The organism is Streptomyces sp. STAM6 (assembly GCF_054963715.1).
Window position 1 is genome coordinate 56,420 of sequence record NZ_JBUEFZ010000009.1, and the last position, 23,221, is coordinate 79,640.

16 protein-coding genes are annotated in these 23,221 nt (G+C 72.8%); 9 read left to right on the forward strand and 7 right to left on the reverse strand.

The window, feature by feature from the left end; translation table 11 throughout:
* Positions 1–142: 142 nt before the first annotated feature.
* A complete protein-coding gene (locus ACY34K_RS13750) occupies positions 143–1,612 on the reverse strand; it encodes a recombinase family protein (RefSeq protein ID WP_462746593.1) in 1,470 nt (489 codons plus the stop codon).
* Between the two features lie 84 nt (positions 1,613–1,696).
* Entirely contained in the window at positions 1,697–2,119 is a 423-nt protein-coding gene (locus ACY34K_RS13755) for a YjbQ family protein (RefSeq protein ID WP_462746595.1), read from the reverse strand.
* Between the two features lie 161 nt (positions 2,120–2,280).
* Between ACY34K_RS13755 and ACY34K_RS13760 the strand changes: the two genes are divergently transcribed.
* The 4 genes from ACY34K_RS13760 to ACY34K_RS13775 are packed head-to-tail and all read left to right on the forward strand — an operon-like array spanning position 2,281 to position 6,704.
* Positions 2,281–2,625 carry an FAD-dependent oxidoreductase gene (locus ACY34K_RS13760; RefSeq protein ID WP_462746596.1) on the forward strand — a complete coding sequence of 115 codons (345 nt, stop codon included), beginning with the start codon at positions 2,281–2,283 and terminating at the stop codon, positions 2,623–2,625.
* Positions 2,626–2,643: 18 nt separating this feature from the next.
* On the forward strand, positions 2,644–4,002 hold the full coding sequence (hglS, locus tag ACY34K_RS13765; RefSeq protein WP_462746598.1) for a 2-oxoadipate dioxygenase/decarboxylase: 1,359 nt from the start codon (positions 2,644–2,646) through the stop codon (positions 4,000–4,002).
* Positions 3,999–5,576, forward strand: a complete 1,578-nt coding sequence (gene amaB, locus ACY34K_RS13770) for an L-piperidine-6-carboxylate dehydrogenase (RefSeq protein ID WP_462746600.1) — start codon at positions 3,999–4,001, stop codon at positions 5,574–5,576. The genes hglS and amaB overlap by 4 nt, the downstream gene beginning before the upstream one ends.
* A 45-nt stretch (positions 5,577–5,621) precedes the next feature.
* Positions 5,622–6,704: an NAD(P)-binding domain-containing protein gene (locus tag ACY34K_RS13775; protein WP_462746602.1), complete on the forward strand. Its 1,083-nt coding sequence runs from the start codon at positions 5,622–5,624 to the stop codon at positions 6,702–6,704.
* A 124-nt stretch (positions 6,705–6,828) separates the two neighbouring features.
* On the opposite strand, the gene mltG is transcribed toward ACY34K_RS13775, so the two are convergent.
* Together mltG and ACY34K_RS13785 are read right to left on the reverse strand one after the other, a co-directional pair.
* Positions 6,829–7,683 carry an endolytic transglycosylase MltG gene (gene mltG / locus ACY34K_RS13780; protein ID WP_462746604.1) on the reverse strand — a complete coding sequence of 285 codons (855 nt, stop codon included), beginning with the start codon at positions 7,681–7,683 and terminating at the stop codon, positions 6,829–6,831.
* Positions 7,684–7,776: 93 nt separating this feature from the next.
* Positions 7,777–9,585, reverse strand: coding sequence for an ABC transporter ATP-binding protein (locus ACY34K_RS13785; RefSeq protein ID WP_462746606.1), 1,809 nt, complete (start codon positions 9,583–9,585; stop codon positions 7,777–7,779).
* 107 nt (positions 9,586–9,692) lie between these two features.
* Here ACY34K_RS13785 and ACY34K_RS13790 point away from each other — a divergent pair, with 107 nt between their 5' ends.
* Both ACY34K_RS13790 and ACY34K_RS13795 read left to right on the forward strand, forming a co-directional pair.
* Positions 9,693–10,142, forward strand: coding sequence for a MarR family winged helix-turn-helix transcriptional regulator (locus ACY34K_RS13790; protein ID WP_462746608.1), 450 nt, complete (start codon positions 9,693–9,695; stop codon positions 10,140–10,142).
* Positions 10,143–10,196: 54 nt separating this feature from the next.
* Positions 10,197–13,121 carry an FAD-binding and (Fe-S)-binding domain-containing protein gene (locus tag ACY34K_RS13795; protein WP_462746611.1) on the forward strand — a complete coding sequence of 975 codons (2,925 nt, stop codon included), beginning with the start codon at positions 10,197–10,199 and terminating at the stop codon, positions 13,119–13,121.
* A gap of 61 nt (positions 13,122–13,182) precedes the next feature.
* Here ACY34K_RS13795 and ACY34K_RS13800 read toward each other — a convergent pair whose 3' ends face one another.
* The gene (locus ACY34K_RS13800; protein ID WP_462746613.1) at positions 13,183–14,778 is read right to left on the reverse strand and encodes a peptide-N4-asparagine amidase; all 1,596 of its coding nucleotides are present in this window, start codon (positions 14,776–14,778) and stop codon (positions 13,183–13,185) included.
* 169 nt (positions 14,779–14,947) lie between these two features.
* On the opposite strand from ACY34K_RS13800, the gene ACY34K_RS13805 reads away from it, so the two are divergent.
* Together ACY34K_RS13805 and ACY34K_RS13810 are read left to right on the forward strand one after the other, a co-directional pair.
* A complete protein-coding gene (locus tag ACY34K_RS13805) occupies positions 14,948–16,936 on the forward strand; it encodes an ABC transporter transmembrane domain-containing protein (RefSeq protein ID WP_462746615.1) in 1,989 nt (662 codons plus the stop codon).
* Complete coding sequence (locus ACY34K_RS13810; protein WP_462746617.1) at positions 16,933–18,714, forward strand: ABC transporter ATP-binding protein; 1,782 nt, start codon at positions 16,933–16,935, stop codon at positions 18,712–18,714. The genes ACY34K_RS13805 and ACY34K_RS13810 overlap by 4 nt, the downstream gene beginning before the upstream one ends.
* Before the next feature lie 82 nt (positions 18,715–18,796).
* On the opposite strand, the gene ACY34K_RS13815 is transcribed toward ACY34K_RS13810, so the two are convergent.
* Positions 18,797–20,737, reverse strand: coding sequence for a flavin monoamine oxidase family protein (locus ACY34K_RS13815; RefSeq protein ID WP_462746619.1), 1,941 nt, complete (start codon positions 20,735–20,737; stop codon positions 18,797–18,799).
* A gap of 180 nt (positions 20,738–20,917) precedes the next feature.
* On the opposite strand from ACY34K_RS13815, the gene ACY34K_RS13820 reads away from it, so the two are divergent.
* Entirely contained in the window at positions 20,918–22,189 is a 1,272-nt protein-coding gene (locus ACY34K_RS13820) for an LmeA family phospholipid-binding protein (protein ID WP_462746620.1), read from the forward strand.
* Positions 22,190–22,422: 233 nt separating this feature from the next.
* Here ACY34K_RS13820 and ACY34K_RS13825 read toward each other — a convergent pair whose 3' ends face one another.
* Positions 22,423–23,214 carry a metal-dependent hydrolase gene (locus tag ACY34K_RS13825; protein WP_462746622.1) on the reverse strand — a complete coding sequence of 264 codons (792 nt, stop codon included), beginning with the start codon at positions 23,212–23,214 and terminating at the stop codon, positions 22,423–22,425.
* Positions 23,215–23,221 lie beyond the last annotated feature (7 nt).

Consider the following 23,221-nt stretch of genomic DNA (forward strand, 5'->3'; position numbering starts at 1 on the left):
AACAAGTGCAGTGGGACCGGCGAGTGTCGCTTCAACGGCGCTCCGGTCCAGGATCACCTCGGTGGCTCCGGCCTGCCCTGGCGCTTCCCTCATCCTTCCTCGAGCCGGGCGGCCAGGTCCGCAGCCTTCGCCTCGTCGTTGATCAGGATCGCCCATGCGGGCTCGTCGGTCGACCGGCCGTGTTGGTAGGCAATGCGCAACTCGCCCGCGACCAGTTCGGTTTCCGGGTTCGACATCTGCGGCTCCTGGCGTTCACTCGGCTGAGGACGCCAGGATGCGGCCGATACCCGGACTTGACAGTACCGCGAGATCCGTCTGAGGCCCTCAGAGGCCTGCAGTCCGGAAGCCGCCGCTCAGGCTCAGGGGATCCTGCTCGGGACCGTGCAGGACTCCGGGCACCCACCGCACCGGGGCCGATGCCGAGAACACCGTCACCCTGACCCCGAAGTCCAGCAGAATCTGCTTGCGGGCCTGGACGTCCGGGGCCTTCATCCATCGGTCCTCCACCGTTTCGCCGGTAGGGCGCTGCACGGATATTGGGAGCCGGGCGGCAATGCTGCGCGCTCTTCCAGCCCTTGTTCCGGGCGGTGCACGCGTACCGAGGTGGGGCGTCGGCGGACGTCTGGGTGAAGAGCCGGTTGTGGCACTGGCCGCACAGGGCCACTTCCGTCAGGAGGTACGACCGGTTGGTCTTGCGGCCCCGATATGGCGTGTCGCTGGCACGGAGCACCTCCTTCAGGGCGTTGTGCGTGGTGCGGTTCCACAATCCCTCGCTCAGGCGCACCGGGTTTCCCGTCCGGTCGATGACGGGCTTGCCCTGGTGGACGAGGTAGCCCATGGCCGCCTCGGACAGCAGCATGTTGCGCAGGCTCGTGGGGTACCAGGGGCGCCCACCGGCCGGCTTGCCGTACATGATGGCAAGGTGATCGGTCGGCGATAGCTCGCCAAGACGGTTGAGGCGAGCGGCCTCACTGCTCACCGACACGTTCTCGGGGTCGGCGAGGATGCGGCGGGCGATGGTCCGTAGGACCTCGGCCGCATGCGGGTGGAGCTCGACGCGGTCGACCCGGCCGTTCGGCACGGTACGGACGTACTGGAAGCCGTACGACGGCTTGCCCTTCGGGCGGCCCGCGGCGCGTATCTTCTTGGTGGCGTCGCGGTTGCGCCGCTGGATGGCGCGCAGCTCCATCTGCGCGCCCCAGGCCTCCATGGTGAAGCGGTTCTCGTCGTTCGGGTCGTCGAGGTTCCAGACGCCCTCGTGCCCGTAGGAGACGAGGAGCTTGCCCTCGTCGCGCATCTTGTAGCCGGTGTTCAGGCAGTCGACCACGTTGCGGCCGAGCCGGTCGACGGCCGCGGCGACGAGCCCGTCGTACTTGCCCCGCTCGTCGCGGAGCCACGGACCGAGCTTGGGACGGGTCATCGGGTCGGTGGCGCCGGACACCTCCCAGTCGTCCGCCCAGTCGATGAGGTGTCCGCCGATGGCGGCGGCAGCCGTCAGCACGTCCTCCCGCTGCCGCTCGGGCGAGGTCGTGGCGGCCTTCACCCGCGACAGCCGGCGTACTCCGAGCAGGCACTTTCCGCAGCCGTCGTACGGCCGCTCGATCTCGTCCATGGTGGTACCGCGCATCTTTCTCCCGTTTCGCCGGAGCGTCAGGAGAATTGGCGGCCACACCCAGGACGATCTTGATCGGCTCGATCAGCCCAGGAAGCTCAACCGCACCTGACGCTCGGGGTTGTCGACGTTCGTGTCGACCACACAGACCGACTGCCACGTGCCCAGCGCCATCTCGCCGCCGACGACGGGGATGGTCGCGTGCGGCGGGACGAGCGCGGGCAGGACGTGGTCACGGCCGTGGCCCGGACTGCCGTGCCGGTGCCGCCAGCGGTCGTCCGCCGGGAGCAGGCCGTGCAGGGCGGAGAGCAGGTCGTCGTCGCTGCCCGAGCCGGTCTCCAGGATCGCCACGCCGGTCGTCGCGTGGGGCGTGAACACGTTCAGCAGTCCGTCCCGTCCCGCGGCCGCCTCGCGCAGGAACGAGACGCATTCGGCGGTCAGGTCGTGGACCACCTCCCTGGTGCCGGTGGTGATGCGCAGCGTCAGTGTGGTGAATGCGTGGCTCATAGGGCCATGGTGACCTATCGGAACGCGCCGGATCGACCGCCGTGACGCGCGGCGGGGCCGGCATCCCGAGCCACGCCGGCCCGGCCGGCCGGGGCCTGCGGCGCCCGGCGCCGCGGGGACGCCCCGTGGACGGAGGGGCTCAGGAGTCGCACGATGTGAGCATGGCGACCGACGCTGCTTCAGCCACGGGCCGGCTGCCCGGCGCCGCCGACGTCGTGATCATCGGCGGCGGGGTCATCGGTGCGAGCATCGCGTTCCCTCTCGCCGAGGCCGGGGCCGGGCGGATCCTGGTCCTGGAGCGGGACACCCCCGAGGCGCCCGCCGTCAGCACGTTCCTGTACGCGACCGGCTTCTCCGGGCACGGCTTCCCGCAGGCACCCGCCGTCGGCGAGGTGGTGCGCGACCTGTGCCTGGGGCGGACGCCGTTCCTCGGCGTGGGCCCGCTGACCGCCGACCGTTTCGAGCGGGCCGGTGCCACGGCGCGTCCGGAGGCCCACATCATCTGATCGCTCACGGAGGTTCGTATGGTCCCCGCCTGGCGGCTGCGCGCCGCGTTCGCGCGCCGGCTCTCCGACATGTACGGCGCCGAAGTCCCCGCGTACACCACACTGCTGGAGGTCGCGGGACAGGTCAACGACGATGTGCTGAGGAAGAGCGGGGCGGCGGCCGAACGGCTCGGCAGCATCGAGCGGGTCACGGCGGAGCGGCACGGCGCCATCCGCGTGGGTACGGCGCGCGAGTTGCGGCAGGTGGCCCGGGTGTTCGCCGCGATGGGCATGGAACCGGTCGGCTTCTACGACCTGCGGGACACGGCCGAGACCGCCGTACCCGTGGTGTCGACGGCGTTCCGGCCGGTGGCGCCGAAGGAGCTGGCCCGCAATCCGTTCCGGGTCTTCACCTCGTTGCTGACGTCGGACGACCCGCGCTTCTTCGATGCCGGGCTGCGGCAACGGCTGACGGGTTTCCTGGCCCGGCGGGAGCTGTTCCCGCCGGAGCTGCTGGAGCTCGCCGCGCTCGCCGAGAGTGCGGGCGGACTGCCGCCGGACCGGGCCGAGCGGTTCCTCACGCTGGCGGTCGAGGCGTTCGAGCTGTCGCCCGAGCCGGTGGACCGCGCCTGGTACGAGGAGTTGGAGCGGGTGTCCGCCGTCGCCGCGGACATCGGAGGCGTGACGAGCACGCACGTCAACCACCTCACGCCGCGCGTGCTGGACATCGACGAGCTGTACCGGCGCATGGCCGGCCGGGGCATCGCCATGATCGACCGGATCCAGGGGCCGCCGCGCTGGGACGGCCCGGACGTGCTGCTGCGCCAGACGTCTTTCCGTGCGCTCGCCGAGCCGCGCTCGTTCCGGGAACCGGACGGCCGGATCACCTGCGGCTCCCTGCGGGTGCGGTTCGGCGAGGTGGAGGCACGGGGCATCGCCCTCACCCGGGCGGGCCGTGCGCTGTACGACGAGCTGATCACCCAGCCGGCCGAGGTGTGGGCCGCCCGCTTCCCGCGCACCGAGCGCGAACTGGCCGTGACGGGCCAGGGGTTCTTCACCTACGAACCCGCGGCGGACCGCCCGCGCGACGGAACCCCCGCACCCCGTGACATCCACGACGGGCTCGCCGGACTCCTCGACGCCGGCTGGATCGCCGCCCGGCCGATCGTCTACGAGGACTTCCTGCCGCGCTCCGCCGCCGGGATCTTCCAGTCGAACCTGGACCGGATGGGGAGCCGTGACGCCGCCCTGGCGGGCACGCCCTACGACCGGGACTGGCTGGCCGGGGCCGTGGACCGGCCGGTGCACGACCCGTTCGCGCTCTGCGCCGCCGAACAGGAGCGCTCGCTGGTGCGGACCCTGAAAGCCCTCGACCTTCCCCCTGAGGAGCCCGTATGACCACCTCCGCCCTGCCCACCACGGATGTGCTGCGCGAGCGCGCCGAGCGCGCGCTGCTGTGCTGCGGAGCCGCCGTCCCCACCCGTGACGGGACCCGGGGCGGCGGGAACGCCGGGGACGCCCGGGCCGGGGACGGGGGGATCACCGCACGCACTCCGCTCACCGGCGGGGTCCTGCACCGGCTGTCCGCCGCCTCGCCCGAGGAGGTGGACCGGGCGGTGACAGCCGCCGACGACGCCTTCCGGCAGTGGCGTTCGGTGCCCGCGCCCCGCCGCGGCGCGCTGGTGAAGCGGCTCGGCGAACTGCTCACCGCACACAAGGAGGACCTCGCCGAGCTGGTGACCGTCGAGGCGGGCAAGATCCGCTCGGAGGCGCTGGGCGAGGTGCAGGAGATGATCGACATCTGTGACTTCGCGGTCGGGCTGTCGCGCCAGCTGTACGGACGGACGATGGCGTCCGAGCGCCCCGGGCACCGGCTCTCGGAGAGCTGGCACCCGCTCGGTGTGGTCGGGGTGATCTCGGCGTTCAACTTCCCCGTGGCCGTCTGGTCCTGGAACACCGCCTTGGCCCTGGTCTGCGGTGACACCGTGGTGTGGAAACCGTCGGAGCTGACCCCGCTCACCGCGGTCGCCTGCGACGCCCTGCTGGCCCGCGCGGCGGCCGACCGCGGGGCCCCGGCCGGTGTGCACCGGCTGGTCGTCGGCGGGCGGGAGACCGGGGAGCGGCTGGTCGACGACCCGCGGGTGGCCCTGGTCAGTGCCACGGGGTCGGTGCGGATGGGGCGGCTGGTCGCGCCGCGGGTGGCGGCCCGGTTCGGCCGCTGTCTGCTGGAGCTGGGCGGCAACAACGCGGCGGTGGTCACCCCGTCGGCCGATCTGGACCTCGCCGCGCGGGGCGTCGTCTTCTCGGCGGCGGGCACGGCGGGCCAGCGCTGCACCACCCTGCGCCGGCTGATCGTGCACGAGGACGTCGCCGAGGCACTGACGGAGAAGATCGTGCACGCATACGGGCAGCTGACGGTGGGCGACCCCTTCGACGCGGCCACGCTGGTCGGGCCGCTGATCGACGGGCGGGCGCGCAGGGCCATGGAGGAGGCGCTGGCCGAGGCGCAGGCGGACGGCGGGAAGGTGCTGACCGGTGGGGAGCGGCTCCTCGCCGAGGAGGCCCCGCAGGCGGCCTATGTGCGGCCGGCGGTGGTACGGATGCCGGCACAGACCGCCGTGGTCCGCCGGGAGACGTTCGCCCCGATCCTGTACGTGCTCACCCACCGGACGCTGGAGGAGGCGATCGCCCTGCACAACGGGGTGCCTCAGGGGCTCTCGTCGAGCATCTTCACGGGGGACCAGCGGGAGGCCGAACGGTTCCTGGCGGCAGACGGCTCGGACTGCGGTATCGCCAACGTCAACATCGGCACCTCGGGTGCCGAGATCGGCGGGGCGTTCGGAGGCGAGAAGGAGACCGGCGGCGGGCGCGAGTCGGGGTCGGACGCGTGGAAGGCGTACATGCGAAGGGCGACGAACACGGTGAACTACGGCGAGGGCCTGCCGCTGGCCCAGGGCGTGAATTTCCTGTAGCGCGCGCCCGGGAAGATCCCCGCACCCCACACGGTTAGTAGAAACGTGAACGATTTTGGGGTACGAGACGTGGACGTCGTCGTCATCGGTGCCGGTCAGGCGGGGCTCTCCGCCGCCCATCACCTGCGGCGCGCCGGACTGGAGCCCGACCGGGACTTCGTCGTGCTCGACCACGCCCCGCGGCCGGGCGGCGCCTGGCAGTTCCGCTGGCCCTCCCTGACGTACGGCAAGGTGCACGGCATGCACGCCCTGCCCGGTATGGAGCTCACCGGTGCCGACCCGGACCGGCCGTCCTCGGAGGTGATCAGGGAGTACTTCACACGCTACGAGGACGCCTTCGGCCTGCGCGTCCACCGACCGGTCGGCGTCCTCGCGGTACGCGACGGCACGGACGGCCGGCTGCTCGTGGAGAGCACCGAGGGGACGTACGCCGCCCGGGCGCTGATCAACGCGACCGGGACCTGGGACCGGCCCTTCTGGCCGCGGTATCCGGGGCAGGAGACCTTTCGCGGACGGCAGCTCCACACGGTGGACTATCCGGGCCCGGAGGCGTTCGCCGGGCTGCGTGTCGTGGTGGTGGGCGGCGGCGCCTCCGGCACCCAGCACCTGATGGAGATCTCCGGGGTGGCGGCGGAGACCACCTGGGTCACCCGGCGGGAGCCGGTGTGGCGCGAGGGGCCCTTCGGGGAGGTCGAGGGCCGGGCGGCGGTCGCGCTGGTGGAGGAGCGGGTGCGGCGCGGGCTGCCGCCACGGAGCGTGGTCAGCGTGACAGGACTGCCGCTGAACGACGCGATCAGGCACGCCCGGGAGCGCGGGATCCTGGACCGGCTGCCGATGTTCGACCGGATCACCCCGACGGGGGTCGCCTGGAGCGACGGCCGGACGGTGGAGGCCGATGTGATCCTCTGGGCGACCGGCTTCCGTGCGGCGATCGACCATCTGGCTCCGCTGAAGCTGCGTGAGCCGGGCGGCGGCATCCGGCTGGACGGCACGCGCGCGGTCCGCGACGAACGGATCCATCTCGTCGGGTACGGGCCTTCGGCGTCGACGATCGGCGCCAACCGGGCCGGGCGGGCGGCGGTCCGGGCTGTCGTGCGGCTGCTGCAGCGGACGCCCGCGGGCGTCTGACGAGGGCACGTCGGCCCCCGGGCACCCTCCGGGCGCGCCGCCTGACAGGCACACCCCGCGCCGGCCGGATGCACGTCCGGCCGGACACGTCGCCGGCCGCGGGCACCGTCCGTCGGACACGCACTCAGTCGGAAGCTGCCGCGCGGCGCCGGTTGAACTCCTCGACGTTGCGCTGGTGCTCCTCGTAGTCGGCGGTGAAGCGGGTGTCCCCCGGCTGCACGGTGACGAAGTACAGCCAGTCCCCCGGTGCCGGTTCGACCGCGGCGTGCATGGCCGCCTCGCCGGGGTTGTCGATCGGGGTGGGCGGCAGCCCCTGGAGCTCATAGGTGTTGTAGGGGCTCTGGATCCTGGTGTCGGCGTGGGACGTGTCGACGGTGGAGCGCCCGAGGGCGTAGTTGAGGGTTGAGTCCATCTGGAGCGGCATGCCCTGGGCGAGCCGGTTGTAGATGACCCGGGACACCTTGGCCATGTCCGTCACGGTGTCGGCCTCGGCCTGCACGATGCTGGCGATGGTCACCGTCTGGTAGAGATCCATGCCGTTGCGCCGGGACCCGGTGCTGATCCGGTTGGCCCCGAACCGCTGGGCGGCGGTGTCGACCATGTAGGTGAGCAGGCTCTGCGGGGTCGTCTTGCGGTACACGGGATAGGTGGCGGGGAACAGGAATCCCTCCGGGTTCCCCCGGGCGCCGGCGGGCAGTGCGAGCCCGCCTCCCACGGCGATCCGGCGCGCGGTGCCGGGCGGTACCTTCAGAGCCTTGTCGACCGCCTCGTACACCCGTGTGGCTCTCCAGCCCTCGGGGACGAGAAGCATCCTCGGCTGCTCGGGGCGGGGCGCCGGGGGCTCCTCCTCGGCCAGCAGCAGCGGCACGAGCACTGCCGCCGCCGCGACCACGACCAGCCCCGCGACGAGCGAGAACAGGGTGCGGCGTGACATGCGGCGCCGGCGCCGGGGCATACCGCCGGGGGACTTCTTCAGCATGCGGGCACGCTATGCGCGCCGGTCGGCGTCCCGGGCCCGGTACGGATCACACGCGCATGATGAGCACACGATCGGCGGATCCGATCTTCGCCCTCAGGGGGTCGCGGGGGCCAGTTCCGCGTCGCCCCGCACCAGGGCGGCGTACCGGCCGTCGCGTGCCAGCAGCTCGTCGTGGCTGCCGCGCTCGGCGATGCCGCCGCGGTCCAGAACGATGATCTCGTCGGCGTCCCTGATGGTGGAGAGCCGGTGCGCGATGGTGATGGTGGTGCGGCCCGCGGAGAGCGCGTCGATGGCCTGCTGCACCGCGTGCTCCGTGCGGGTGTCGAGGGCGCTGGTGGCCTCGTCGAGGATCAGGACGGGCGGGTCGCGCAGGATGGTGCGGGCGATGGCGAGGCGCTGCTTCTCTCCGCCGGAGAAGCGGTAGCCCCGCTCGCCGACCAGGGTGTCGTACCCGTCGGGGAGGGAAGCGATGTGATCGTGTATCTGTGCGGCGCGGGCGGCGGCCTCGATCTCCTCGTCGGTGGCCTCGGGCCGGGCGAAGCGCAGGTTGTCGGCGACGGAGGCGTGGAAGAGATAGGTCTCCTGGGAGACCACTCCCACGGCGCGGGCGAGGCTGTCGAAGTCGAGGTCGCGCACGTCGATGCCGTCGAGCATGACCCGGCCGCCGGTCACGTCGTACAGCCGCGGAACGAGATAGCTGAGGGTGGACTTGCCGGAGCCGGTCGGCCCGACGACGGCCAGGCTGCCGCCCGCCGGCACGGTCACGTCGATCTTCCGCAGCGTGGGTCCGCTCTTGTCGTCGTACTGGAAGTCGACGTCCTCGAAGCGCACTTCCCCGCGGGCCTTGTCGAGCCGCACGGGGTCCTCGCGCTCGGTGATGTCGACCGGCAGGTCCAGATACTCGAAGATCCGCTGGAAGAGCGCGAGCGAGGTCTGGATCTCGACTCCGGTGGAGAGCAGGCTCACCGTCGGCCGGAAGAGGCCCTGCTGGAGGGAGACGAACGCGACGAGGGTGCCGATCGAGATGGCGGGGCCGCCGCCCTGCATCGCCAGTCCGGCCGCCCAGTAGAGCAGCGCGGGCATGGCCGCCATGACGATGCCGATGGTGGACATCCGCCAGCGCCCGGCCATGGAGGCGCGCACTTCGAGGCCGACGAGACGCTCGGACTCGGCGGCGAAGGACGTGGTGAGTGAGTCGGCCCGGCCCATGGTGCGGCCGAGGAGGATGCCGCTGACGGAGAGCGACTCGGTGACGGTGGCGGCCATCGCGGCCATCTGCTTCTGCCGCTGGGTGGTGATCCTCTTGCGTTCCCGGCCGACCCGGCGGCTGATCCACACGAACAGCGGCAGCAGGAGCAGCGAGACGACGGTGAGACGCCAGTCCAGGGCGAGCATCGCGACGACGGTCGCGATCACCGCGGTGAGGTTGGAGACGAGCGACGTGGCGGTGGAGGTGACGGTCGCCTGCATGCCTCCGATGTCGTTGGCGATGCGGGACTGGACCTCCCCGGTGCGCGTCCGGGTGAAGAAGGCGAGCGGCATGCGCTGCAGCTGGGCGTAGACCGCCGTGCGCAGGTCGTGCATGACGCGCTGGCCGACGGTGGTGGAGATGAGGGTCTGCAGCACTCCGAAGACGCTGGTGGTCACCGCGGTGAGGATCATGCCCAGGGCGAGCAGGCTGAGCAGCCCGGTGCGGCCCTGCGGGATGGCGGTGTCGAGGATCTCGCGGAGCAGGAACGGCGAGGCGACCGACACGAGCGACGAGGCGGCGACGAGCAGGCCGACGACGGCGAGCCGGCCGCGATAGGGCCGGAAGAGCCTCAGGATCCGCCTGATCTGGGCGGGCGGCTGGTCCGGGTCGGGTGGAGGTGGTGTCCAGGTGGACTCTGTGTGGATGCGCATGGGCTCCTTCGCGGCTCGGGATACGGCCCTGGCGCGGCCGATCGGTTGAGAGGATAGCTCATTGTTACCTATCCTCACAATGAGCGTAGTCCTGATAATATTCGCCCATGAACTCCCCCGACGCCGACGGCGTGCTGGCAGAACAGCTGCTGCGGCTGACCCGGCGGCTGCACCGCAGCCAGAAGCGGCAGCTGGAGACGGCCGACGTGGCCATCACTCCGGCCCAGTCTCGGCTGTTGCGCACGGTCGCGCACTACGACCGGGCGCCGCGCATGGCCGATCTGGCGGCCCGCCTGGAGGTGGTCCCGCGCGCCGTCACCAGCCTGGTGGACGGGCTGGAGGCGAGCGGACGGGTGCGCCGCGTCCCCGATCCGGCCAATCGCCGGGTCGTGCGCATCGAGCTCACCGAGACCGGCCGCGCCACCCTTCGGCAGCTGCGCAGCGCGCGCCGCGCGGCCGCAGAGGACATCCTGGCTCCATTGACCGCCGAACAGCGCGAGGTGCTCGGCGACCTGCTGTCCGCTCTGGTCGACGGCGTGCCGGAGCGCGGCTGCTGAAGCCGTCGTGCGCGGCACGCACGAAGCCTCGCGCGCCGCCGAGGGGACCGTGAGATGCCGCTGCTGCAGCCGAAGCCCGACGCTCTCCGCCCCGACGCGACACGCGATCCGGCCCCCGACCGGGTGCCCGCGCTGCTGGCGCACGGCACGCCCACGCGGTTGCGCGAGGAGCTGACGGCCGTCTTCGGCCCCGAGAAGGTGCTGTGGCAGGTCTCGGACCTCGTCCGGTACGCGTCGGACGCGAGCCCCTATCGCTTCGTGCCCCGGGTGGTGGTCGTCGCCGAGGACATCGACGACATCTCGGCGATCCTGTCGTTCGCGCACGGCAAGGGGCGCGAGGTGGTGTTCCGGGCGGCGGGGACGAGCCTGAACGGCCAGGCCCAGGGCGAGGACATCCTGGTGGACGTCCGCCGGCACTGGTCGGGTGTCGAGGTGCTGGACGGCGGCGCCCGGGCCCGGATCCGGCCGGGCACGACCGTCGCCCGGGCCAACGCCGCCCTCGCCCGGTACGGCAGGGTCCTGGGGCCCGACCCCGCCAGTGGCCTCGCCTGCACCATCGGCGGAGTCGTCGCCAACAACGCCTCGGGCATGACCGCAGGCACCACGCGCACCGCGTACCGGACCGTCTCCTCGCTCACCTTCGTCCTGCCGAGCGGCACGGTCGTCGACACCGGCGATCCGGCCGCCGACGAGGAGCTGGCGCGTGCGGAGCCGAAGCTCTGCGAGGAACTGCTCGCCATCAAGGCGGAGATCGAGGCCGACGCGGAGCTGACCGCCCGCGTCCGCGCCAAGCACGCCATCAAGAACACCAACGGCTACCGACTGGACGCCTTTCTGGACGGTTCGACGCCCGTGGAAATCCTGCGCGGGCTGATGGTCGGCTCCCAGGGCACCCTGGGCTTCATCTCCGAGGTCGTCTTCGACACCCTGCCGCTGGACCGCGAGGTGTCGACGGCGCTGCTCTTCTTCCCGTCCCTGCCGGCGGCGGCCGCGGCCGTGCCGCTGTTCGCCGAGGCCGGCGCGATCGCCGTCGAACTGATGGACGGCAATACGCTGCGCGCCTCGATCCGGGTGGCGGGGGTGCCGGCCGACTGGGTGGCGCTGCCGGGCGGCACGGCGGCGCTGCTGGTCGAGTTCCGCGCCCCCGACCCGGTGGCGCTGACGGCGTACGAGCGGGCCGCCGAACGGGTGCTGGCCGGCCTGGACCCGGTGGCTCCGGTGGCGTCGGTCACCAACGCGTTCACCCGGGACGCGCGGACGATCGCGGGGTACTGGACGGCGCGCAAGGCGTTCGTCACGGCGGTGGGCGGCGCCCGGCCGCCCGGTACGACACTGATCACGGAGGACTTCGCGGTGCCGCCGGCCCGGCTCGCGGAGGCGTGCGAGGCCCTGCTGGAGCTCCAGGAGCGGCACGGCTTCGACGCCGCCGTCGCGGGCCATGCCGCGCACGGCAACCTGCACTTCCTGCTGGCCTTCGACGCGTCCGATCCGGCCGACGTGGACCGCTACGCCGCGTTCATGGCGGACTTCTGCCGGCTGACCGTCGAGCGGTTCGACGGTTCCCTCAAGGCGGAGCACGCCACCGGCCGCAACATGGCGCCGTTCCTGGAGCTGGAGTGGGGAGTGGAGGCGACCGAGCTGATGTGGCGTACGAAGCAGGCCGTCGACCCCGACGGGGTGCTGGCCCCCCGTGTGGTCCTGGACCGCGATCCTCAGGGACATCTGCGCGGGCTGAAGACCATCCCGAAGACGGAGCCGATGGCCGATCCGTGCATCGAGTGCGGTTTCTGCGAGCCGGTCTGCCCCAGCAGGGACCTGACGACGACACCGCGTCAGCGCATCGTGCTGTGGCGGGAGATGATGCGGCAGGGCCCGGGCTCCCCGGTCGAGGACGGCCTGGTGGCGGCGTACGGCTATGACGCGGTGGACACCTGCGCGGGCGAGTCGCTGTGCGAGGCGGCCTGCCCGGTGGGGATCGACACCGGAGCGCTGATGAAGGCGTTGCGGCACCGCCGGCACTCGGCGCGCGAGGAGCGGGCGGCCGCACGGGCCGCGCACGGCTTCAGGGCCGTGGAGTCCGCGGCCCGGCTCGCCCTGGGCGCGGCGGAACTGGCCGGCGACCGGCTGACGGCGTCGGTGACGGGGCTGGCGCGCCGGGCGGTGCGGCCCGATCTCGTCCCCGGGTGGCTGCCCGCGATCCCGGGCGCGGCGGCCGGGACGCTGCCCCCGACCGAGCGGACGCCCGCGGTCGCCGTCTACTACCCCGCGTGCGTGAACCGGATCTTCGGCGATCCGCCGGGTCATGCGGGGCCGTCCCTGCCGCAGGCGGTGGTGGCGCTGTCCGCGCGGGCCGGGAGGCCGGTGTGGATCCCGGGGGATGTGGCGGGCACGTGCTGCGCCCTGGTCTGGCAGTCCAAGGGGTACGACGAGGGCAGCCATGTGATGGCGAACCGGGTGGTCGAGGCCGCCTGGGGGTGGACGGCGGGCGGGCGGCTGCCCCTGGTCGTCGACGCCTCGTCCTGCGCCCTGGGGCTGGCGCGGGAGGTGGTGCCGTACCTCAGCGAGCACAACCGTGAACTGCACGCGGAGCTCACGGTGATCGACTCGATCGTGTGGGCCGCGGACGAGCTGCTGCCGCGGCTGGAGGTGCGTCGGAAGACGGGCTCGGCGGTCGTCCATCCGACGTGCTCGATGCGCCGCCTCGGGGACGAGAACCGGCTGACCGTCCTGGCGGAGGCCTGCGCGGAGGAGGTCTTCGTGCCGGCGGACGCCGGCTGCTGTGCGTTCGCCGGTGACCGGGGCCTGCTGCACCGGGAGCTGACGGAGTCGGCGACGGCGCGGGAGGCGGCCGAGGTGACGGCGCGGACGTTCGACGTGCACCTTTCCGCGAACCGGATGTGCGAGATCGGGATGGACCACGCGACGGGGCGCCGCTACTACTCGGCTCTGCTGGAACTGGAGCGCGCCACCCGGCCCTGACACCGTCCGCGGCCGCGACGCGGTGACCGGGGCCCGTGCCCGGTCACCGGCGCGGGACCGCTCAGCAGCGGCGGCGGTCCTGGGTCACCGTGCCCTGGACGGTCCGCACGCTGCGGTCGTAACAGCCGTCCGAGCCGAGCAGCCGGTAGCGTTCGGAGGTCTCGCCCACCGCGTGCCGCTGGTCGCGAGGTACGCCCGTGGTGTACGTGGCGTCCCCGGTGTAGCGGTCGTCGAGCCGCGTCCAGCGGATCCGTTCGCCGCCGCGCAGCGTGACCGTGTCGGCGCGGTCGCCGAGGGAGAGCACGGTGCGCAGCCGGTCTCCCGCGCCCAGGGTGGTCTCGCCGTCCATGGTGTAGGTGCGCCGGGTGTGGGTGACGGTCGTGCCGCCGGTCACCGTCTCGTCGTCGGTCCAGGTCGCGGTCAGCGCGTCCCGGGTCTCGCCGTCGGTCCAGCGGTGCACGGAGCTGTTGCCGAGGGAGCGGCTGACGGTCGTCGTGACCCGGCCGTGCGAGGTGTCCACGTACCCGGCGACGGTGAGCCGGTGGCTGCCCCTGGTGTCCAGCCGGTGTGCGGTGCCCGGGGTGTACACGGAGGAGTTGACGGCTTCGCCGGCCTCGTGCCGGGTGAGCGCCCCGGTGACGACGGCGCGCTTCTCGTCCTGCCAGATCAGCACGTTGACGGGGGTGGACCAGCCGGTCTGCCCGGCGGGCACGCCGGCGACGGAGACCTCGACGCGGTGCGGTCGTCCGTCATTGAGCAGGCCGGCGAACGGTGTCAGGTCGTACTCGACCGGTTTGACGTCGAAGGCGCGCGGCGCCGGTGTCACGTACCACAGGAAGGGATTGGACCAGCCGCCGGTCCAGACCGTCGGGAACGGCGCGGCGATTCCGGCCGGCCGGCCGTCGACCCGGATCTGCACCTCGCGGTACGGTCCTCGGTCGGCCTTGCAGGAGTACGGTGCCGGCTCGGGCGCGGTCATGTACCAGTACTCCTCGCAGCCGCCGCCGGAGCCGGTGGCGTACACCTCGGCGACGATCCGCTCGGTGTTGCGCGGCGTGGTGAGCGACGCCGAGTCCAGTGGCAGCACCCGGTCGGGTGTGGTGGCGTCGGTACCACCGGGGTAGAAGGTCAGCGTCACCTTGACGTCGAAGACGCCCGTATAGGTGTCGTTGACGACGTTTCCGATGAGCATCTCGACGGGCTGGGGGCGTCGCAGGGTGTCGCTGTAACGGGTGATGTCCTTCTCGACCGTCCAGGTGATGCCGTCGGGCGAGGGCTGTGGCGTGGAGGTGCGGAAGACCTCGACTCCGCCGATGGTGAGGTGGCCGAGCCGGTCGTACTGCCGGCCCCGCACGCTGCCGTCGAGCCGCAGCACGACCTTGCCCCAGTGGGTGCCGCACTCCTCGGGCGGTACGTAGGTGCCCCGGTAGGGCGTGAAGTCGCGGAACCGCGCCTCGGCCACGGTCACTTCGCAGGCGGGTGTGGCCGGACGGGCGACGGGCGGGGCGGCGGTGACCGGGTCGTGCCAGTCGGTGCCGAACTCGGCGGGCGGCTCGGGTGCCGGTGGCGCGGCGGCCGCGGCCCGGGCGGGTCCCAGGAGGGCGCCGGCGGCGAGCACCAGCCCGCAGACCATGCTCATGACTCTCCGATTCCTCATGGACCGGGAGTGAAGCGCGGGACGCGCCGGGGGCACCAGGGCCGGTCGCCGGACCATGGCGCGTTCTGTTCCCCAGGGGGAGAAATTCGATTGCCCCGGACCGGGGCGGAACGCGAACCTTGCACGGTTTGAGCTTCCTGTCACCCCTCGATCCGAGCACTGGGGCGCCATGCAGATTCAGCAACTCCCGTACGCCGACCCCGGGGAACCGGACGTCCGGTCGGGCGCGCGCTTTCTTCTCTGGCTGGGCCGCAGACAACTGGGCGGTCAGGTCAAGTCGCTGTGCTGGGGTCTGCTGAACCAGCTGGGGATCGCGGCTCTGCCACTCGGTGTGGGCCTCGCGGTGCAGGCGGTCGTGGATCGCTCCGGCAGCCGGCTGGCGCTGGCCGCCGCCCTGCTCGGGCTGTTCGGCCTGGCTGTCACGGTCGGCGACGCCATGCTGCACCGGACGGCGGTCACCAACTGGATCACGGCCGCGGCCCGGGTCCAGCAGCTGTTGGCCCGCAAGACGGCCGAGCTCGGTGCCGTGCTGACCCGGCGGGTCGCCGCCGGTGAGGTCGTCGCCGTGTCCACCGGCGACGTGGAGAAGATCGGCTGGTTCGTGGAGGCCCTGTCGCGGTTCGCCGCCGCGGCCACCACGCTCGTGGCGGTGTGTGTCGGTCTGGTGGTCTACCAGCCGGCCCTGGGGGCCGTCGTCGCCGTGGGCATGCCGGTGCTGGCTCTGGCCGTGCTTCCGCTGTTGCCGCGCGCCACCCGGCGCGCCGACATCCAGCGCGAGAAGGCCGGCCGGGCCACGGAGCTGGCGTCGGACACGGTCGCCGGGCTGCGCGTGCTGCGCGGTATCGGCGGCGAGGACCTGTTCCTGGGGCGCTACCGCGAGGCGTCGCAGGAGGTCCGCAGGGCAGCTGTGCGCAGTGCCCGCATGTGGGCGCTCATCGCGGCGATCCAGGTCCTGCTGCCCGGACTGCTGCTGATCGGTGTGGTGGTGTACGGGACGCGGCTCGCGCTCGACGGGCGGATCGCGGTCGGAGAGCTCGTCACCGTGTATGCCGCGGTCGCGCTGACCCATCACCCGCTGCGGAACGTGGAGGAGATCGTGATGGCGTACTCCTTCTCGAAACCGTCGGCGAGACGCGCGGCCCGGGTGCTGTCGCTGAGCCGGACCACGGCGGCGGCCGTCGGCACCCACGAGCGGCCGGCCGGCGATCTGTACGACCCGGTGACGGGACTGCTCGCCCCGGCGGGCCGGTTCACGGCGGTGGTGTGCGGGGATCCCGACACGGCCGGAAGGCTGGCCGAGCGCCTGGGCGGGCACCCGGCCGGGGCGGCCGGCGGCGAGGCGTCGGTGCTGCTCGGCGGCGTGCCGCTGGACGAGCTGCCGCTGGACGGCGCCCGCGGCGCCGTACTCGTCCAGGACAAGGACCCGGTGCTGCTCTCCGGCACGCTGTGGGAGCTGCTCGACGTGCCGTCGTCCGGCGCGGTGAGCGCCGAGGACGCGCTGGCGGCGGCCCAGTGCGGGGACGTGCTGGACGCACTCGCCCAGGCGTCGCCCGTCGCCGGCGGCGACCCGATGACCACCCGGATCACCGAGCGCGGGCGGTCGCTCTCCGGCGGCCAGCGCCAGCGCCTCGCACTGGCCCGCTCGCTGGTCACGGACCCCGAGGTGCTGGTCCTCGACGAGCCGACGTCCGCGGTCGACGCGCACACCGAGGCACGTGTGGCGGCGGGTGTGCGGCGGTTGCGGGAGGGGCGCACGACCGTGGTGTTCGCGTCCTCGCCGCTGTTGCTGGACCTTGCGGACCGGGTGGTGCTGGTGCGCGACGACGAGGTGGTTGCGGTGGGCTCGCACCGTGAGCTGCTGCGCGCCGAACCGCGGTACCGCGCGGTGGTGACCCGTGAGGAGGCGAGTGAGCAGCCGGGGCGTGACGGTGGCGATCCGGAGGCCGCCACCTGCGTACGGCTGTCGCCGCGGGGGCCGAAGGCCGCGGGTGACGAGCGAACCGAGCGGGGTTCCCTCCCTCGCCCGCAGGGTGTGGGGGGAGGCCGGCCGTCGGCATCGGCGGCAGGCGCCGCGGAGGAGCGCCGGGCCGGAGCGGATGAGGAACCGGCCGTGCCCGCGCGGACGGAGACGCTGATGGAGATCGAGGAGTCGGCATGATCGGCATGGCGCCACCGGAGTACGACCCGGCGGCCCCGGAGTCCGCGACGACACTGCCCGTCGGCGGCACGGCCACGGTCCGCGCGTATGTGCGCGAGCTGCTGCGCCGCCACCGCAGGGCGTTCGTCCTGCTCGTCGTCGTGAACGCGGTCGCGGTCGTCGCCTCGATGACGGGCCCGTACCTTCTCGGCCGGCTTGTCGAGCGGCTCGCGGAGGGGGCGCGTGATCTGCGGCTGGAGCACACCGTCGTGGTGTTCGTGATCGCGCTGGTGGTGCAGACCGTGTTCACCCGGCTGGTGCGGCTGCGCGGCGCGATGCTCGGCGAGGAGATGCTGGCCGATCTGCGGGAGGACTTCCTGGTGCGGGCGGTCGGGCTGCCGCCCGGGGTGCTGGAGCGGGCCGGGACGGGCGATCTGCTCTCCCGGATCACCACCGATGTGGACCGGCTGGCCAACGCGATGCGCGAGGCGGTGCCCCAGCTCGCCATCGGCGTGGTGTGGGCGGGCCTGCTGCTGGGCGGTCTCGCCGTGACGGCCCCGCCGCTGGCCCTGGCGGCCCTGGTGGCCGCGCCGGTGCTGGTCGCGGGTTGCCGCTGGTACTTCAAGCGGGCGCCTTCTGCGTACCGTTCGGAGGCCGCGGGGTACGCGGCGGTCGCCGCCGCGCTCGCCGAGACGGTCGACGCGGGCCGCACCGTCGAGGCCCATCGGCTCGGCGCGCGCCGGATCGCCCTGTCGGACCGGCGTATCAAGGAGTGGACGGCCTGGGAGCGGTACACGCTCTATCTGCGGACGGTGCTCTTCCCGGTCATCAACGCCACGCACATCACGGTGCTGTGCTCCGTGCTCCTGATCGGTGGGGTGCTCGTGCTCCACGGGCATCTGGACGTCGGCCAGTTGACGACGGGTGCCCTGCTGGCGCAGATGCTGGTGGACCCGGTCGGGATCATCCTGCGCTGGTACGACGAGCTGCAGGTGGCCCAGGTGTCGCTGGCGCGTCTGGTCGGGGTCCGGGACATCGAGCCGGACGCCGGTGACGAGGCGGTGCGCCCCGACGGGCGCGACGTCCGCGCGGACGAGGTGCGCTTCGGCTACCGCGAGGGGGTGGACGTGCTGCACCGGGTCTCGCTGGATGTTCCGCCGGGCACCCGGCTGGCGCTGGTCGGCCCGTCCGGCGCGGGCAAGTCCACGCTGGGCCGGCTGTTCGCGGGCATCTACGCGCCGCGCACCGGCCGCATCACCCTCGGCGCGGCCGAACTGTCGAGAATGCCGGCCGAGCGGGTCCGCGAGCATGTGGCGCTGGTCAACCAGGAGCACCATGTCTTCGTGGGCTCGTTGCGGGACAACCTGCGACTGGCCCGGACGGGCGCCGGGGACGGCGACTTGTGGGCGGCGCTGGAGGCGGTCGACGCGGACGGCTGGGCCCGGGCGCTGGACGACGGCCTGGACACGGCGGTCGGCTCGGGCGGTGTGGCACTGACCCCGGCGCAGGCGCAGCAGATCGCGCTGGCCCGGCTCGTGCTGGCCGACCCGCACACGCTGGTGCTGGACGAGGCGACCTCGCTGCTGGACCCGCGCGCGGCCCGGCATCTGGAGCGGTCTCTCGCCCGGGTCCTGGACGGCCGCACGGTGGTGGCCATCGCGCACCGGCTGCACACGGCGCACGACGCGGACGTGATCGCGGTGGTGGAGGACGGCCGGATCAGCGAGTGGGGCAGTCACCGGGAACTGGTCGCGGCGGACGGGGCCTACGCGGCGCTGTGGCGTTCCTGGCACGGCTAGGGCGTGTTTCGAAAGTCCCGCGTCCGCGCGCCCCCGGCCCGGTCGGTGACCGGGCCGGGGGCGCGCGTTCGCGCCGGGTGTCTCAGCGGGTGCCGTGCACCTCCAGCGCGGTGCGGACCGCGGACTCCAGGGCGCCCTCGATCCAGGCGGGCTTGACCGAGGTGTGGCAGCCCGCGAAGTGCAGCGGGGCCTCCGCCTTGCGCATGTCCAGGAGGATCTCGGTGTGCTGGCCGGGCAGCAGCACCGACGCCTCGCCGTAGGCGTACGGGTCGCGCTGCCAGCTCTGGGTGCGGCCGACGCCCGTGAAGAACACTTCCAGCCGCTGTCCGTACACCTCCTGCATGCCGCGCAGGGCGAGCGCGTAGCGTGCCTCGTCGTCGTAGGAGTCCCAGCGGCGGGCGTCGTCGGCCCAGCTGTAGGAGGCGAGGACGACCCCGCCGTCGCTGCCGGGGACGCGGTGGGAGGGGTTGAACATGAAGCGGTTCGGGTTGTCGGTGACCGAGCCGCCGCCGATGACCTCCGCGGCCTCGGGCTGGTCGCGGGAGAGCCAGGCGTTCGCCGCGTAGTGCGTGCGCTGCGCCTCGGTGAGGTGTCCGCGGGGCACCGAGGGGTGCCGGCCCAGCAGCTCGCCGTCGTCGGGTACGTGGCCCTTGCGGTACTTGTCGTACAGGCCGGGTTGCATGGCCTCGAGTTCGCGCCGCCAGTCGGACTCGCTCATCTCCCACCACCGGCGGCTGAACTCCAGCAGCACCTTGGTCGCGCTGTCGTAGTGCACTTCGCACAGGGCCCGCCGCTTCGGGTACGACAGCTGCGGGGAGACGCGGACGTGCCGCAGGCCGGAGAAGGGGATGGTGACGATGGCCGCCTCACCGGTGAACTGTTCGCGGACGACCTTGCCGTCGCGTCCCTCGGAGACGGTGTCGACCCATACCCGCTCGCCCTGCTCACGGGTTTCGATGCGGGTGACGCGCCGGTCGAAGCGCACCTCGTCGCGGACCTGGTCGAGCAGGGCGTCGGCGAGGACGGCGGTGCCGCCGTCGAGTTCGAAGAATGCGGTGCCGGGGCTGATCAGGGAGGCGCTGATGAAGCTGTGCATGAAGGAGAGCGGCAGCCTGGAGGTCATGTTCTCCAGGGTTCCGATCAGGTCGATGGTCCGCCCGTCGAGCTTCGCGTGTTCGGTGAGGAAGCGGTACATCGACCAGTCGCCGAAGCGCTGGACGACCCGGGCCCAGCCTTCGAGCAGTTCGGGCATCGGCTTGTCGACGCGTGTGCCGTCCGGCCGCCGCGTGCTGAACTCGTCGCGCACGGGGTCGAGTGCGCGCCGTACGATCTCCGCCGCCGGGACGTTCTCGTACTCCTTCGGTACGCCGAAGGACCGGTTGATCGCCCGGGGGTTGCGTACGTAGTCGGCGCGCCGGGCCCTGATGCCGTTGACCCGGATCCAGGTGCGGTGGCGCGGGTTGCCGTCGGGGTCGGTGTCGACGTAGTGGAAGGGCCGCCGTTCGAGGCCCAGTTTGTCGATCAGCCCGATCACCAGGGGGTGGCTGCCGGGGATGCGCATGGCGCCCGCTTCGGCGTACTGCTTGGGGTCGGCGAACGGCTCCGCGGCGTTCTCGTGGCCGCCGGTGCGGAAGGTCTTGATGCGTCCTCCGGCGCGATTGCCGTTGGCCTCGATGACGGTGACGCGGTGGCCGGCTCGCTTGAGCAGCCAGGCGGCGGCCATTCCGGCCGGTCCGGCGCCGAGCACCAGCACGTTCTTGGGCGCTCTCCCGTTCTTGGGCAGCCCGTCTTCGAGCAGGATCTTCCGGTAGGCGGGGACGAGCGGCTCGTTGTCCTCGCCGAGCACGAGCAGGGCGCGGGCGACGGCGAGGCAGGTCTGCCAGTCGGCGGTGGACGGGGCGGCGGCGGGCGCCGCCGCGGCGGAGCCGGTGGCGGCCGGCACGGCGGCACCGGCGGTGGCGGCGATGGCCAATGCGCTGGTGCGGCCGGTGAATTGACGGCGGGTCATGTCGGGAGCGTCCATGATCCCATGGAACTGGATCATGGTCGCTCAGGGGGCGGGCCGGGGCACATTCACCCGAACGGGAAGAACGCGGCATCGGCCGCGGCCGGGGCGATCTCGCCCGTGACGTGTTCGAGATCTCGTCCGGGCGGGCCCGGTCGGACTTGCGTGCGGCGGTGGTCGTCGTGATGGGATGAACCGATGCGACCCCCCACACGCATTTCCACGCATACCCGTAATCCCTACGAGGAGCTCGCCCAACTCCGGGACGAGGAGCCCCCCTTGGCTCCGGCGGACCCGGCCGGGCACGCCCCGGCCGAACCGTACGACGCCCCCCGCTCCGAGCCGCCCGGCGGCCTCGGCCGGCTCGGCATCCGCTCGGACGTGGACGACGACGAGCCCTGGTCTCCCCCCAACCACCGGGGCAGGAGTCGCCTCGCCGCCGTTCCCGTCGTGGTGAAGCTGGGCATCACCGGCCTCGTGGGCGCCGCGCTCCTGGGCACCTGCGACCGGCTGGCGGTCGCCTACGCCGAGGAGAAGGCCGAGGACCGCATCCAGCAGTCGCTCCACCTGGCCGCCCGGCCCCAGGTCGACATCGACGGTTTCCCCTTCCTCACCCAGGTCCTCGACAAGCGGATACGGAAGGTCGACGTGACCGTCCCCGACGTCGCCGCGAACAAGGTCTCGCTGGCCGAGGTGCACGCCACCGCCACCGACGTGGAGATTGTCGGCGACCTCCCGGCTTCCCTCCAGGGGGCCGTCGTGGGCCGCATGGACGGTGACGTACTGCTCTCCTTCGACGACCTCAACCGTGAACTCGGCGCCTCCCAGGTGACCTTCACCGAGGCGGGCGAGGGCAGGGTCCGGATCGCCGGCACACTGCCCGTCGCCGGGTGGAAGGTGCGGTTGGGTGCCGAGGCACACGTGCGGCTCGACGGTGACCGGGCCGTGTCGACGACCGTCGACCACATGCGGCTCGACGTTCCGGGGCTGTTCACCTACCGCCCCGGCAGCGACCCGGCCCATTCGGGGCTGCGCCTGCATCCGGAGGCGGCCCGGCGGATCAGCCAGCAGACGGCCCGCGCCAAGGCACTGCTCTCACTGCCGGCCGTCGTGGAGCGGCTGGGGCTGCCGCAGTCCACGATCGACCGCGCGCTGCGCAGCGAGCGGGAGCTGAGCAGGCTCACCGGCTCCCCCCGCTTCCTCCAGCAGCTGATGAAGGTCAATCTGGTGGACCTGGTCGTCGACCACCCCTGGCTGCTGGAGAAGGCGGGCATCGACCCGGATCTGATCGGCGCCCTGCTGAAGCTGCGGCCCCCGCAGCTGTCCGACCGGCTGTCCCTGTCCTTCCGGCTGCCCGCGTCCGCCGGGCAGCTCCGGCTGCGTGACGTCGTGGTGGAGCGCTCGGGGATACGGGCCGACCTGACCGCGAGTGGACTGGCACTCGGAAAGAACGCAGCCACACGTTCGTGATCTCCGCCCAGCCCGTCGCGGGAGGGGCACTCCCCACGGTCGGCCGGGCGGCAGCTGTGGCGGGTACGGCCCGCAGGGCGACAGGGCTCGCGGCGCGGCCGGCCGCCACCGGGCTCGTCCCCGGGCCGGCCCGCATCGACAGGGGCACGGCCCGGCGGGGTCTCCGGACCGACCGGAGTCCCCGCCCCTGGGGAGTGTCGTCCGCCGGCCGGACGGGACTCTGACGACCCGGCCTAGATGAAGTTGAGTGCGGCCGCCCCGCCCAGGCCGCCGAGGAGCATGAACGCCGGCATCAGCACCTTCAGCTCCACCCAGCTGCCGGCCCGGAACCGCAGGCCCTTCGGCGGCCCCACCGGATACCAGCGCTTGCCCGCCACCGGTATCGGCCAGAGCACCGGGCAGCCCGAGACGGTCAGCGCGTCGCCGATGTCATGGACGAGGGCACCGAGCACGATCGGCAGGCCCAGCCACAGGTACTCCTGCCCGGGTCCGGTGAACAGCCAGTTCGCGCCGTTGCCGGGCTGGTCCAGGACGCCCGCGAGGATCCAGGCGCTGGTGGCGCCGAGCAGCCACACCAGGATGTCGCTGGACATCCGGGCGGCCCGCCAGAGCAGGCCCTCGACCGCCAGCACCAGGTGGACGAAGAGGATCGCGAGGACCGCCCACCGGCCACCCGTGATGGCCAGGACCGAGGCCCCGGCTCCGGTCAGCACGGCCCACACCCAGGTGTGCGTGAGGGTGCGGTGCCCGCCGCTCCTGCGGGAGTCGGCCCTGGTCTTGGTGGCCTTGTACACGGCGTACGACAGCTTGTCGACGATCTCGCACACGCCGCGGGAGACCGGCCCGAAGGCCCGCGAGATCGTGGCCGACTTGTGGTCGAGGTCGGGCGCGAGCGCGGCACCCGCGCAGATCAGCGCGCCGACGACGAGCACCGGCCAGGGCATCGGGTGGCCGGCGGCCGCGGTCGCGGCTCCCACCCCCAGCCAGGCGGCCGCCCCGGAGAGAGAGTGCGCCGGTCCCATCATGTGCGTG

Coding starts and splice junctions, on each gene's coding strand:
- ACY34K_RS13750 (WP_462746593.1), bottom strand. CDS start 1,612: ATGGACGAGATCGAGCGGCCGTACGACGGCTGCGGAAAGTGCCTGCTC.
- ACY34K_RS13755 (WP_462746595.1), bottom strand. CDS start 2,119: ATGAGCCACGCATTCACCACACTGACGCTGCGCATCACCACCGGCACC.
- ACY34K_RS13760 (WP_462746596.1), top strand. CDS start 2,281: ATGGCGACCGACGCTGCTTCAGCCACGGGCCGGCTGCCCGGCGCCGCC.
- hglS (WP_462746598.1), top strand. CDS start 2,644: ATGGTCCCCGCCTGGCGGCTGCGCGCCGCGTTCGCGCGCCGGCTCTCC.
- amaB (WP_462746600.1), top strand. CDS start 3,999: ATGACCACCTCCGCCCTGCCCACCACGGATGTGCTGCGCGAGCGCGCC.
- mltG (WP_462746604.1), bottom strand. CDS start 7,683: ATGCTGAAGAAGTCCCCCGGCGGTATGCCCCGGCGCCGGCGCCGCATG.
- ACY34K_RS13785 (WP_462746606.1), bottom strand. CDS start 9,585: ATGCGCATCCACACAGAGTCCACCTGGACACCACCTCCACCCGACCCG.
- ACY34K_RS13790 (WP_462746608.1), top strand. CDS start 9,693: ATGAACTCCCCCGACGCCGACGGCGTGCTGGCAGAACAGCTGCTGCGG.
- ACY34K_RS13795 (WP_462746611.1), top strand. CDS start 10,197: ATGCCGCTGCTGCAGCCGAAGCCCGACGCTCTCCGCCCCGACGCGACA.
- ACY34K_RS13800 (WP_462746613.1), bottom strand. CDS start 14,778: ATGAGGAATCGGAGAGTCATGAGCATGGTCTGCGGGCTGGTGCTCGCC.
- ACY34K_RS13805 (WP_462746615.1), top strand. CDS start 14,948: ATGCAGATTCAGCAACTCCCGTACGCCGACCCCGGGGAACCGGACGTC.
- ACY34K_RS13810 (WP_462746617.1), top strand. CDS start 16,933: ATGATCGGCATGGCGCCACCGGAGTACGACCCGGCGGCCCCGGAGTCC.
- ACY34K_RS13815 (WP_462746619.1), bottom strand. CDS start 20,737: ATGGACGCTCCCGACATGACCCGCCGTCAATTCACCGGCCGCACCAGC.
- ACY34K_RS13820 (WP_462746620.1), top strand. CDS start 20,918: ATGCGACCCCCCACACGCATTTCCACGCATACCCGTAATCCCTACGAG.
- ACY34K_RS13825 (WP_462746622.1), bottom strand. CDS start 23,214: ATGATGGGACCGGCGCACTCTCTCTCCGGGGCGGCCGCCTGGCTGGGG.